At 65.8% G+C, this 12,471-nt stretch carries 10 protein-coding genes; all 10 read left to right on the top strand.

Going from position 1 to position 12,471, the window contains the following annotated elements; all coding sequences use genetic code 11:
• The first annotated feature begins 194 nt into the window (after positions 1–194).
• The 10 genes from argS to prmC all read left to right on the top strand — a co-directional run bounded on the left by argS (position 195) and on the right by prmC (position 12,461).
• The gene (gene argS, locus AB0P23_RS19105) at positions 195–1,847 is read left to right on the top strand and encodes an arginine--tRNA ligase (protein WP_027497917.1); all 1,653 of its coding nucleotides are present in this window, start codon (positions 195–197) and stop codon (positions 1,845–1,847) included.
• Positions 1,844–3,265, top strand: a complete 1,422-nt coding sequence (gene lysA / locus AB0P23_RS19100; protein ID WP_032365576.1) for a diaminopimelate decarboxylase — start codon at positions 1,844–1,846, stop codon at positions 3,263–3,265. Before argS ends, lysA begins: the two co-directional genes overlap by 4 nt.
• Positions 3,262–4,563 (top strand): homoserine dehydrogenase, encoded by a 1,302-nt coding sequence (locus AB0P23_RS19095; protein ID WP_027497915.1) that lies wholly within the window; start codon positions 3,262–3,264, stop codon positions 4,561–4,563. Before lysA ends, AB0P23_RS19095 begins: the two co-directional genes overlap by 4 nt.
• Positions 4,560–5,627 (top strand): threonine synthase, encoded by a 1,068-nt coding sequence (thrC, locus tag AB0P23_RS19090; RefSeq protein WP_363798813.1) that lies wholly within the window; start codon positions 4,560–4,562, stop codon positions 5,625–5,627. The genes AB0P23_RS19095 and thrC overlap by 4 nt, the downstream gene beginning before the upstream one ends.
• Positions 5,628–5,646: 19 nt before the next feature.
• Positions 5,647–6,579: a homoserine kinase gene (gene thrB / locus AB0P23_RS19085; RefSeq protein WP_032365577.1), complete on the top strand. Its 933-nt coding sequence runs from the start codon at positions 5,647–5,649 to the stop codon at positions 6,577–6,579.
• 310 nt (positions 6,580–6,889) lie between these two features.
• Positions 6,890–9,034 carry a transcription termination factor Rho gene (gene rho, locus AB0P23_RS19080; protein WP_080735671.1) on the top strand — a complete coding sequence of 715 codons (2,145 nt, stop codon included), beginning with the start codon at positions 6,890–6,892 and terminating at the stop codon, positions 9,032–9,034.
• Positions 9,035–9,234: 200 nt separating this feature from the next.
• Complete coding sequence (gene rpmE, locus AB0P23_RS19075; protein WP_008715081.1) at positions 9,235–9,468, top strand: 50S ribosomal protein L31; 234 nt, start codon at positions 9,235–9,237, stop codon at positions 9,466–9,468.
• Positions 9,469–9,564: 96 nt separating this feature from the next.
• A complete protein-coding gene (gene prfA / locus AB0P23_RS19070; protein WP_027497911.1) occupies positions 9,565–10,641 on the top strand; it encodes a peptide chain release factor 1 in 1,077 nt (358 codons plus the stop codon).
• Positions 10,642–10,747: 106 nt separating this feature from the next.
• Entirely contained in the window at positions 10,748–11,542 is a 795-nt protein-coding gene (locus AB0P23_RS19065) for an SHOCT domain-containing protein (protein WP_283542618.1), read from the top strand.
• A gap of 34 nt (positions 11,543–11,576) precedes the next feature.
• Positions 11,577–12,461, top strand: coding sequence for a peptide chain release factor N(5)-glutamine methyltransferase (gene prmC, locus AB0P23_RS19060; protein WP_363798808.1), 885 nt, complete (start codon positions 11,577–11,579; stop codon positions 12,459–12,461).
• Positions 12,462–12,471: the final 10 nt, after the last annotated feature.

Here is a 12,471-nt window from a genome sequence, read left to right as displayed (position 1 = left end):
TCGGTAGCGCTGGTGGTACGTATCTGCTGGTGACGGCCGTACTCGACGGTCGTCCGCGCAGAGCGCCCCTACTGTACGTTCTCTGTCTGAGAGCGTGCTCAGAGCCCGTGTGGACCGCATCGGCCAGGTGGCCCCGCGCTCGGACGGGCAGTGGATGCGAGTATGCCGCACACCAGCCAATAGGATGGCTACCTGTGACTCCCGCCGATCTTGCCGAATTGCTTCACGCGACCGCCGCCAAGGTGCTTGCCGACCGCGGCCTGGACGCATCCGTTCTCCCTGCGAAGCTCACGGTCGAGCGTCCCCGCAATCCCGAGCACGGTGACTATGCCACCAATGTGGCGCTGCAGGTGGCGAAGAAGGCCGGAGCCAATCCCCGTGATTTCGCCGGCTGGCTCGCCGAGGCGCTCGCGGCCGACGCCGCGATCGCCAGTGCCGACGTCGCAGGCCCCGGCTTTCTGAACATCAGGCTGGCTGCCGCAGCGCAGGGCGAGATCGTTGCCCGCGTGCTGGCCGCCGGTGCCGAGTTCGGCAACGGATCCTCGATGGCAGGCAAGAAGGTCAACCTCGAGTTCGTCTCGGCCAACCCCACCGGACCGGTGCACCTCGGTGGAACCCGATGGGCTGCGGTCGGCGATGCCCTCGGACGCATCCTGACCGCGCACGGAGCCGAGGTCACTCGCGAGTACTACTTCAACGATCACGGCGCTCAGATCGATCGCTTCAGCCGGTCGCTCATCGCCGCGGCCAAGGGAGAGCCGGCACCGGAGAACGGGTATGCGGGCGAGTACATCGCCGAGATCGCACAGCAGGTGCTGGCGAAGGAGCCAGAAGCGCTGGCGCTGGCACCCGAGGCGCAGGACGAGACCTTCCGGTCGATCGGTACCCAGCTGATGTTCGACCGCATCAAGGCCAACCTGCACGAATTCGGTGTCGATTTCGACGTCTACTTCCACGAGAACTCACTCTTCGAGTCCGGTGCCGTCGAAAAATCGGTCGACTACCTCAAGAGCTCGGGGAGCCTGTACGAGGAAGACGGTGCATGGTGGCTTCGGTCCACCGAGTACGGCGACGACAAGGATCGCGTCGTCATCAAGAGCGACGGTAATGCTGCCTACATTGCAGGCGACATCGCGTACTTCCAGAACAAGCGTCAGCGCGGATTCGACCTGTGCATCTACATGCTCGGAGCAGACCACCACGGTTACATCGGTCGACTCAAGGCCGCCGCCGCTGCATTCGGCGACGACCCCGAGACCGTCGAGGTGCTGATCGGGCAGATGGTCAACCTCGTTCGCGACGGCGTCGCGGTGAAGATGAGCAAGCGGGCAGGCACCGTCATCACGCTCGACGATCTGGTCGAAGCCATCGGCGTCGACGCGTCGCGCTACGTCATGATCCGGTCGTCCGTCGACTCGAGCATCGACATCGACCTCGCCCTGTGGGCCAGCGCCAGCAACGAGAACCCGGTGTACTACGTCCAGTACGCCCACGCCCGGTTGGCATCGCTCGCGCGCAATGCCGCCGAACTGGGGATCTCGGGCGACGATCCCGATCTGAGCCTGCTGACGCACGAGCAGGAGGGCGAGTTGATCAGGACGATCGGCGAGTACCCGCGGGTGGTGGCCAGTGCCGCCGAACTACGCGAACCACATCGGATCGCCCGCTACCTCGAAGAACTGGCGGGGGCCTACCACCGGTTCTACGGCGCGTGTCGAGTACTTCCCCAAGGAGACGAGGAGCCCGGACCTGTGAACACCGCACGACTGGCATTGGGCAACGCAACCCGACAGGTTCTGGCCAACGGCCTCGAACTGCTCGGTGTCAGCGCACCGGAGCGCATGTGAGCGCACATCCGGCAGGGCCCAAGCACGCCGATGCCCCAGCCAAGCAGTCGATGTCCGAGCGTCCGAGCGCCGCGTCGGACATGACGACGCTTCCCGAACAGGTGTGGCCACGCAACGCGGCACGCGGCGACGACGGCACGGTTCGGCTCGCGGGGGTGTCGGTCACCGACCTCGCGGCGCAGTACGGCACCCCACTGTTCGTCGTGGACGAGGACGACTTCCGCGCACGCTGCCGCGAGATGGCCGCTGCGTTCGGGGCACCCGAACGAGTTCACTACGCCTCCAAGGCATTTCTGTGTGGCGAGATCGCTCGTTGGGTGGCCGACGAGGGTCTCTCGCTCGACATCTGCTCGGGCGGTGAGCTGGCCATCGCCCTGGCTGCCGGATTCCCGGCGGATCGAATTGCGATGCACGGCAACAACAAATCCGTGGCCGAGCTCGAGGCCGGAGTGAGTGCCGGAGTCGAGCACGTCGTTCTCGACTCCAATATCGAGATCGACCGTCTCGACGCCGTGGCCGGTTCGGCCGGTGTGGTGCAGGACGTGCTGATTCGTATCACCGTCGGCGTCGAGGCACACACGCACGAGTTCATCGCGACCGCCCACGAGGATCAGAAGTTCGGCTTCTCGCTCGCCGACGGCTCGGCGATCGAAGCCGTCCGTCGGGTGTTCGCCGCAGACAACCTTCGTCTCGTGGGGCTGCACAGTCACATCGGCTCGCAGATCTTCGAGGTCGACGGTTTCGAGCTGGCTGCGCACAAGGTCATCGGGCTGCTGCGCGACATCGTTGCCGAGTTCGGCGTGGACAAGACCTCGCAGATCTCGACGCTCGATCTCGGTGGCGGCATGGGTATTTCGTACGTACCGAGTGACGATCCGCCGCCCGTCGACCAATTGGCGGCCAAGCTGGCGAGCATCGTCGAGACGGAGTCGGCCGCGGCCGGTTTGCCGGTTCCGACCATTGCCGTCGAGCCGGGTCGAGCCATCGCCGGGCCGGGCACCGTGACGGTCTACGAGGTGGGCACCGTCAAGGACGTCACCGTCGACAACGCCACCCGCAGGCGGTACATCAGTGTCGACGGCGGTATGAGCGACAACATTCGTACGTCGCTGTATCAGGCCGAGTACGACTGCCGCTTGGTCTCGCGTACCAGCGACGCCGACGCCGTGATGGCTCGCGTGGTCGGAAAGCACTGTGAGAGTGGCGATATCGTCATCAAGAACACGTGGATGCCGGCCGACGTCGGGCCCGGTGATCTGCTCGCCGTCGCAGCCACCGGTGCTTACTGCTACTCCATGTCCAGCCGCTACAACCTGCTGACGCGGCCCGCTGTGGTCGCGGTCAAGGACGGGCGTGCGCGCCTGATCCTGCGGCGGGAAACCATCGAAGATCTGCTCAGCTTGGAGGTTCAGCCATGACATCGAAGCCGATAGGCGTCGCCGTACTCGGACTCGGAAACGTCGGTAGCGAGGTCGTCCGGATCATCACCGAGAATGCAGCGGACTTCGAGGCCAGAATCGGTGCGCCACTGGAGATTCGGGGAATCGCGGTACGTCGGATCGACGGCGATCGCGGAGTACCGGCCGAACTGCTCACCGACGACCCGGCCGAATTGGTCGGTCGCGACGACGTCGACATCGTCGTCGAGGTGCTCGGCGGTATCGACATCCCACGCAAGCTGGTGTTGTCGGCGCTCGAGAACGGCAAGTCCGTCATCACTGCGAACAAGGCCCTGCTCGCCGAATACACCGGAGAGTTGGCCGACGCGGCCGAGAAATCGCGCGCCGACCTGTATTTCGAGGCAGCTGTCGCCGGAGCCATTCCGGTGGTGCGGCCGTTGATGCAGTCCTTGGCAGGCGACCGCGTGAACAAGGTCGCGGGCATCGTCAACGGCACCACCAACTTCATCCTGTCGGCCATGGACGAGACCGGTGCGGACTACGCCGAAACCCTCGCCGAGGCAGGGCGACTGGGATACGCCGAGGCCGATCCGACCGCCGATGTCGAGGGCTACGACGCCGCGTCCAAGGCGGCCATCCTCGCCTCGATCGCGTTCCACACTCGGGTCACGGCCGGCGACGTCTACCGCGAGGGCATCAGCAAGATCACTGCAGACGACCTCGAGACCGCGAAGTCTCTCGACTGCACCATCAAATTGCTGGCCATCTGCGAGCGCATCACCACGCCCAAGGGCAAGGAGCGCATCTCGGCCCGGGTCTACCCGGCACTCGTTCCGCTCGATCACCCGTTGGCGTCGGTGAACGGCGCGTTCAACGCCGTCGTCGTCGAGGCCGAGGCCGCAGGCCGGTTGATGTTCTACGGCCAGGGTGCGGGCGGCGCGCCGACGGCGTCCGCTGTGCTCGGCGACCTGGTGATGGCCGCGCGCAACAAGTTCTACGGAGGCCGCGGCCCACTCGAGTCCAAGTACGCCAAGCTCAAGGTGGCCCCGATGGGTGACATCCTCACCCGGTACTACGTCAGCATGCAGGTGGCCGACAAGCCCGGCGTTCTCGCTACCGTGGCCGCCGAATTCTCCAAGCGCGACGTCAGCATCTCCACCGTGCGCCAGCACGGCGCGGGTGACGGGGCCAGGCTCGTCGTGGTCACGCACCTCGCGGCCGATTCCGCACTGTCCGACACCGTTGCATCCCTCGAGCAGTTGGACGTGGTCGTCCACGTCGCCAGCGTTCTCAGATTGGAAGGCACCACAGTATGAGCGTCCACACCCCCTGGCCCGGTCTGATCGAGGCGTACCGCTCGCGTCTGGCGATCGGTCCCGACTGGAAGACCGTCACCCTGCGCGAGGGCGGCACCCCGCTGCTGCCCGCCGGGCACCTGTCCGAATTGACCGGCTGCACAGTGCACCTGAAGGTCGAGGGACTCAACCCCACCGGCTCGTTCAAGGACCGCGGCATGACCATGGCCGTCACCGACGCGCTCGCCCGTGGGCAAGAAGCAGTGCTGTGCGCGTCCACCGGCAACACCTCGGCGTCCGCTGCGGCCTACGCGGCCAAGGCCGGCATGTCCTGTGCCGTACTGGTTCCGCAGGGCAAGATCGCGATGGGCAAGCTGGCTCAGGCAGTCATGCACGGCGCGAAGATCATTCAGGTCCAGGGCAACTTCGACGACTGCCTCGAACTGGCGCGCAAGACCACGGCCGAGTTCCCGACGATCGGTCTGGTCAACTCCGTCAACCCCGTGCGTATCGAGGGGCAGAAGACCGCGGCGTTCGAGATCTGCGACGCCCTCGGCGGTGCACCCGACATCCATGCTCTACCGGTCGGCAACGCGGGCAACATCACCGCGTACTGGCGCGGGTACTCCGAGTACTTCCGCGACGGCCTCACCACCCGCAAGCCGCGGATGCTCGGCGTGCAGGCCGCGGGTGCCGCTCCTCTGGTTCACGGTGCGCCCGTGAAGGACCCGGAAACGATCGCGACCGCAATCCGGATCGGCTCACCCGCATCCTGGAACGGTGCCGTCAATGCCAAGGAAGAATCGAACGGAGCATTCCGGGCCGCGACCGACGAGGAGATCCTCGAGGCGTACCGGTTGATTGCGAAGACCGAGGGCGTGTTCGTCGAACCGGCCTCCGCGGCCAGCGTCGCCGGACTGTTGGCGGCTCGAAAGGAAGGGTGGCTGGAGCCGGGCCTGACCGTTGTCTGCACGGTGACCGGCAACGGTCTCAAGGATCCCGACACTGCACTGTCGGGAATGCCTGTCGTGGAACCGATTTCGGTCGATCCCGTCGCTGTTGCGGCTGCGCTCGAGCTGGCCTGAGTTGACGGAATCTCCGGCAATGACGAAGACGCTTCCCATCGGGCTCACGGTGACCGCGCGTGTGCCGGCCTCCAGTGCCAACATCGGCCCCGGATTCGACAGTCTCGGAATGGCTTTGGGCCTGTACGACGAGATCGAGGTCACGACCACGGCGTCGGGCCTGTCGATCCACGTCGACGGTGAGGGGTCGGCGGACGTTCCGTGGGGACCGACGCACCTCGTCGTGCGGGCCATCGAGCGGGGTCTGGAAGCGGCCGGAGTGTGGGCGGATGGATTGAATGTCCACTGCCGCAACGTCATTCCGCATTCGAGAGGTCTCGGATCCTCGGCCTCGGCCGTGGTCGGCGGGCTCGCCGCGGCCAATGCACTCGCGTCGAAGGTGGACCCCGCGCTGTCGTTGTCGGACAGTCAGTTGGTGCAGTTGTCGTCCGAGTTCGAGGGGCACCCCGACAACGCGTCGGCGAGTTGCCTCGGCGGTGCCGTCGTGTCGTGGAGCGAACCGCCCAATGCCAGTGTGACGGCACGCAAGTACGCCGCCGTGCGCCTGGACGTACATCCCAGCATCAAGGTCGTCGTGCTCGTGCCCTCCGAGCGCTCCTCGACCTCGCACACACGGGGATTGCTGCCGGAGTTGGTGCCGCACCGCGACGCCGCCTTCAACGTCAGTCGCAGTGCGCTCGCCGTCGTCGCATTGACCGAGCGTCCGGATCTGCTGATGGCTGCCACCGAGGATCTACTGCATCAGGGCCAGCGGGCACAGGCGCTGCCCGACACCACCCGGTGGATCGCGACGTTGCGCGCCCGCTCGATCGCCGCGGTGGTGTCGGGAGCAGGCCCTACCGTCATGGCCCTGTGCACCGAAGAATTCCCGGCCGATCTGCGCGACGCTGCGCTGGCCGAGGGATGGCGAGTTCTCGACCTCGAGGTGGCCGACGGAGTCACGGTCGCATGACCGATACCGAATAGGGTTCTTGCCGAGCGAGGACAACGACGCTATGGTGAACCCTGTCCGTACATCGTGCGCTTCAGACGCCGGTTTCGTCAGGGCAATCAGGTCACTGTATTCGGGGGAGTTCAGAACGTCCGAGTGATGTGACGCTCCTGGCTCGGTCCTTCCCGTAGTTCGCTGCGGTCCCGGACCGATGGTGTCGTCGGCGGAGTGCGTCGAACATGAACGGCAATATCCGAGTTCGGCAGAAAGCCGAGCTGCGGAACGAACCCTCGGCTGCGCATCGAGCGAGCGAGGGAAGGAAAGGACCTCCGTGACCGATACGGAACTCATCTCTGCGCCCGAAACGTCACGCCGTCGCGCCGGCCTGTCCGGAATGGTTCTCACCGAGCTACGCAGCCTCGCTGGCGAACTCGGCATCAAGAGCATCTCCGGCATGCGCAAGGGCGATCTGATCGCGGCCATCACCGAGCGTCAATCGGGCACCGCGCCGGCCAAGTCCGCTGCGCCGAAGTCCGATGCGCCGAAGAGCGATGCACCGAAGGCCGACGCTCCCAAGGCTCGACGCGCTGCTGCGTCGGCAACGGTTGCCGACGAACGACCCGCAATCGACACTGCTCCCGAACCTGCGACGGCTGCCGACACGTCGGACGCAGCACCCGAGGCCGGACGTCGCACCCGGGGCCGCCGCGCCGCGGGTCGCCGCGCAGGTGCGCCCGACCAGTTGCCACTGGACGGCAGCGGCGACACGGCCGCATCGGCCCCCGCTACCGCGGAGTCGACCGCTGCAGCGGAGACCACCGACAAGCAGGACGATTCCGGCGAGAACGCCGCAGCGGAGCGCCCACGTCGTAGCCGCGGCGAGCGCAACCGCCAGGACGGTGCCGAGCGCGAACCGCGTGACACCGACAACGGCAACCGCAACCAGGGCGATCGCAACCAGGGCGATCGCAACCAGGGGGACCGGGACGGCGGCAATCGCGACAATGCGGGCCGCAACCAGGGCGACCGGGACAACTCGAACCGCGACTCCAACCGTGAGAACGGCAACCGCAATCAGAACGACCGTGGCGGACGCAATCGCAATCAAGGCGACGGCCGCAACGACAACCGCAACGACAACCGAAACGACAATCGCAACGAGGACCGCAACAACGGCCCGCGCGACAACCGTGACAACAACCAGGACGACGACGGCGAAGGCCGCGGTCGCAGGGGTCGACGGTTCCGTGAGCGTCGTCGTGGACGCGACCGCGGCGAGGGCAACGAGGGCGGCGGCGGTCGCGAGCGCGACACCGAGATCCGCGAGGACGATGTTCTCCAGCCGGTAGCCGGCATTCTCGACGTTCTCGACAACTACGCGTTCGTTCGGACCTCGGGTTACCTGGCCGGACCGAACGACGTCTACGTGTCGATGAACCTGGTGCGCAAGAACGGCCTTCGCCGCGGCGACGCCGTCACCGGTGCCGTTCGGGTGGCGCGTGAAGGTGAGCAGTCGGGTCAGCGTCAGAAGTTCAACCCGCTGGTGCGTCTGGATACCGTCAACGGGGGAGAGGTCGAGGCCGCGCGCAAGCGTCCGGAGTTCGGCAAGCTCACCCCGCTGTACCCCAACCAGCGGCTGCGCCTCGAGACCCAGCAGAACATCCTGACCACGCGCATCATCGACCTGGTGATGCCCATCGGTAAGGGTCAGCGCGCGTTGATCGTCAGCCCCCCGAAGGCCGGTAAGACGAGCGTTCTGCAGGCCATCGCCAACGCGATCGCCATCAACAACCCCGAGTGCTACCTGATGGTCATCCTCGTCGACGAGCGTCCCGAGGAAGTGACCGACATGCAGCGCTCGGTCAAGGGCGAGGTCATCGCCTCGACCTTCGACCGACCGCCGGGTGACCACACGGCGGTCGCCGAGCTGGCGATCGAGCGTGCCAAGCGTCTGGTCGAGGCCGGCCAGGACGTCGTTGTCCTGCTCGATTCGATCACTCGACTGGGCCGCGCGTACAACAACAGCTCGCCTGCTTCGGGCCGCATCCTCTCCGGTGGTGTCGACTCGACCGCGCTGTACCCGCCCAAGCGATTCCTCGGCGCGGCACGAAACATCGAGCACGGTGGATCGCTGACGATCATCGCCACGGCCATGGTCGAGACCGGATCCACCGGCGACACCGTGATCTTCGAGGAGTTCAAGGGAACCGGTAACGCCGAGCTCAAGCTCGATCGCAAGATCGCCGAGCGTCGGGTGTTCCCCGCGGTGGACATCAACCCGTCCAGCACCCGTCACGACGAGCTTCTTCTCGCTCCGGACGAGGCGGCCGTGGTGCACAAGCTGCGTCGCGTGTTGTCCGGTCTCGACTCGCATCAGGCCATCGACCTGCTGGTCGATCGCCTGAAGAAGAGCAAGAACAACCTCGAATTCCTGATGGAAGTGTCGAAGACAGCTCCCGGCGGCATCAACGATTGATCCCGTGTTCCCCGGGTCCGAGGGTCCGGGGAACAAGAGGGCAGGTGCCCGCGTTGTAAGCATCTGTCGGCACAGAAGTACCGACGATTAGCAGGGCAGATACACGCTCTGGCATAATCAACGGCCGAGTCCGGTTCCGGTTCACGTCTTCGATCAGCGAAGGCGACCCGGCGACCATTACAAAGAACGGTAAGGACACCATGAAGGCAGGAATTCACCCCGACTACACACTGACGACAGTCGTCTGTGGTTGCGGCAATACTTTCGAGACCCGAAGCACCACCGACAAAGAGCGCATCAGCGTCGAGGTCTGCTCGCAGTGCCACCCCTTCTACACCGGCAAGCAGAAGATTCTCGACACCGGCGGTCGCGTCGCTCGCTTCGAGGCTCGCTACGGCAAGCGCGCCGGCAAGAAGGCCGACGCAGACAGCTAGCTGTTTCGCCGACGCCCGTCCTGTGAACTACAGGGCGGGCGTCGGCTTTTTTGTGTCCACACCCGGTTTCACCCGTTCGGAGAGTGAGTCGTCACCATGGCGAGAACAGACAAGCCTTCGGCCATCGACGACATCCTCGCCGAACACTCCGGCCTCGAGCAGCAACTGGCCGACCCCGCCCTGCACAACGACCCGTCCGCGGCGCGTAGGGCAGGCAAGAGGTTCGCCGAGCTGGCACCGATCATGTCGGCGCACACCAAGTTGACCGCCGCTCAGGACGACCTCGAAGCCGCACGTGAACTCGCCGCCGACGATTCGTCGTTCGCCGCAGAGATTCCCGAGCTCGAGGCAACAGTTCTGCACCTGGAACAGACGCTGACCGATCTTTTGGCACCACGCGACCCGCACGACGGCGACGACATCGTGATGGAGGTCAAGTCAGGTGAGGGCGGCGAGGAGTCGGCGCTCTTCGCGGCCGACCTGGCGCGGATGTACGTCCGCTACGCCGAACGCCGCGGCTGGCGAGTCGAGGTTCTCGACGCGAACGTCTCGGACCTGGGTGGCTACAAGGACGCGACGTTGTCGATCAAGACCAAGGATCCGCTCGACGGCGTCTGGGCGCGGCTGAAGTTCGAGGGTGGCGTCCATCGCGTGCAGCGGGTGCCGGTCACCGAATCGCAGGGACGCGTGCATACCTCCGCGGCCGGCATTCTCGTGTATCCGGAGCCCGACGAGGTCGAGGAAGTGCAGATCGACGAAACCGATCTGCGCATCGACGTCTACCGCTCGTCCGGCAAGGGCGGTCAGGGTGTCAACACCACCGACTCCGCTGTCCGCATCACCCATTTGCCCACCGGCATCGTCGTCACCTGTCAGAACGAGAGATCGCAGTTGCAGAACAAGGCGCGTGCGATGCAGGTGCTCGCGGCGCGTCTGCAGGCGGCCGCGGAGGAAGCAGCCAACGAAGAGGCCTCGGCCGGCCGAGCCAGTCAGGTGCGTACCGTCGACCGCTCGGAGCGGATCAGGACGTACAACTACCCCGAGAACCGCATCACCGATCACCGCATCGGGTTCAAAGCGCACAACCTCGACGCGCTGCTCGACGGCGACATGGATGCACTGCTCGACGCGCTCGCCAAGGCCGACCGCGACGCACGTATGCAAGCAGAGTAACTGCGCGCCAACCGTTTTCGGTTCTCGCGCTGCTGATCGAACGAATCTCGAGATACCCTGGCGATCGGATTCGACCCGCCCGCGCGCCATGAAAGGCACACCCGAGATGAACCAGGCCTTGACCCCCGCAGGCGAGAACGCCGTCACCGAGCTCGCTTCCCGCTACGGGGTGTCCACCGACGCGGTCCGCACCATGCTCGACGCCGTGAACAACGGCCGCGGCACCATGGCGCAGTTCAACATTCCCGAGCTCGGCGGCAGTGGGCAGTGGATGCGCGGCGGTATGACGATGGTGGGCAACATGTTCGATCACGGCCTCAAGAGTCGGGTCGACGGTTTGTGCCGCGATCTGTCCGCGGTGTTGGCGCAGCATCAGGTCTATCCGCCGAGAGATGCCGGTACGGGATCGTTCGGTGGCACTTTGTCCGGCAGGGGATCGTGGTGGCCGTCGGATCTGGGTTCGCCGAGTTCGAGCGGTGGCCAGAACGGATCGCAGTACGCGGTGTTTCCAGGATCTCGTCGCCTCGCCGTCCTCGTGGGAGGGGAATTGGCGGTGTACGACACCCTCGATCACTCCATCGGCGGAGTGCAACAGCAGCAGGGTGGGGGTCCGGGTTCGGTGGAGTTCACCAGCCAGTACGGCACGTTCACCGCGGCGAGTCTGCCGCGCGTCGACCAGCGGTCCGCCGACGCGCCACCGCAGAACATGACTTCGTCGCAGCAGCCTCAGCCGGCCGCACAGAATTTCGTGTCTGCGCAGTCGGGTGCACCTGCTCACACCAGTGTCGACATCTCGGACATCACCGCTGCGATCGAGGCGCTCGCCGGTCTGCATGCGAAGGGATTTCTGACCGACGACGAGTTCTTCGCCAAGAAGTCGGAGTTGCTGGGGCGGCTGTGAGTCCGGTGTCGGACCGCCGTGGCAGTCTGTAGAAGTGAGCCGCAAGCCGTTACGCCTAGCCATCCTCGAAGCGACGTCGATGCTCGAGGCCGCCGGTGTGCCGAGCCCTCGGGTGGATGCGGAGCTACTCGCCGCGCACCTCGTCGGAGTCGATCGCGGTCGGCTGGGGTTGGTGCCGTTGGTGGAGCCCGAGCTCGTCGAGGCGTATTTCCGAACAGTCGAGCAGCGCGCGAAACGTATTCCCCTGCAATACATCACGGGAACGACGTCGTTGGGAAACATCGATGTCGAGGTGGGTCCCGGGGTGTTCGTTCCACGTCCCGAAACCGAGTTGCTGTTGGCGTGGGCGCTCGCTTTTCTCGAGAACGTCGGCCATCACCCGCCCGTGGTGCTGGACCTGTGCACGGGGTCGGGCGCGCTGGCGCTGGCCATCGCGAACGCACGCCCGGATGCCGTCGTGCACGCCGTCGAGCTCGATCCATCGGCGTTGGCGTGGGCCCGGCGCAACGCGGATCTGCGTGCCGAGCAGGGTGATTCGCCGATCACGTTGCATCACGGAGACGTCACTTCTCGGGAGCTGTTGACCGACCTCGACGGCTCGGTGGACATGATCGTCGCGAACCCGCCGTACATTCCGGACGGGGCCGAGCTCGATCCGGAGGTACTCGACCACGATCCGCACATCGCGCTCTTCGGCGGCGAGGACGGGTTGTCGGTCATCGAGCCGATGATCGGCAACGTCGCGCGGTGGCTGCGTGTCGGCGGCGGAGTCGCCATCGAACACGACGACTCGAACGGGGAGGGCGTCGCTGCCCTGTTGTCTCGGCGACGAGGGTTCACCCAGGTCACCGAGCATCCGGACCTGGCCGGCCGACCCCGCTTCGTCGTGGCGGCACGGGCGACGCCGCCCTCTGCCTGAGCGGCAAGGC

This window comes from Rhodococcus sp. NPDC077669 (assembly GCF_040686915.1).
In the GTDB taxonomy this organism is placed as follows: domain Bacteria; phylum Actinomycetota; class Actinomycetes; order Mycobacteriales; family Mycobacteriaceae; genus Rhodococcoides; species Rhodococcoides fascians.
Note: the sequence above shows the minus strand (reverse complement) of the source record. Positions and strands in the feature narration are given on the sequence as shown.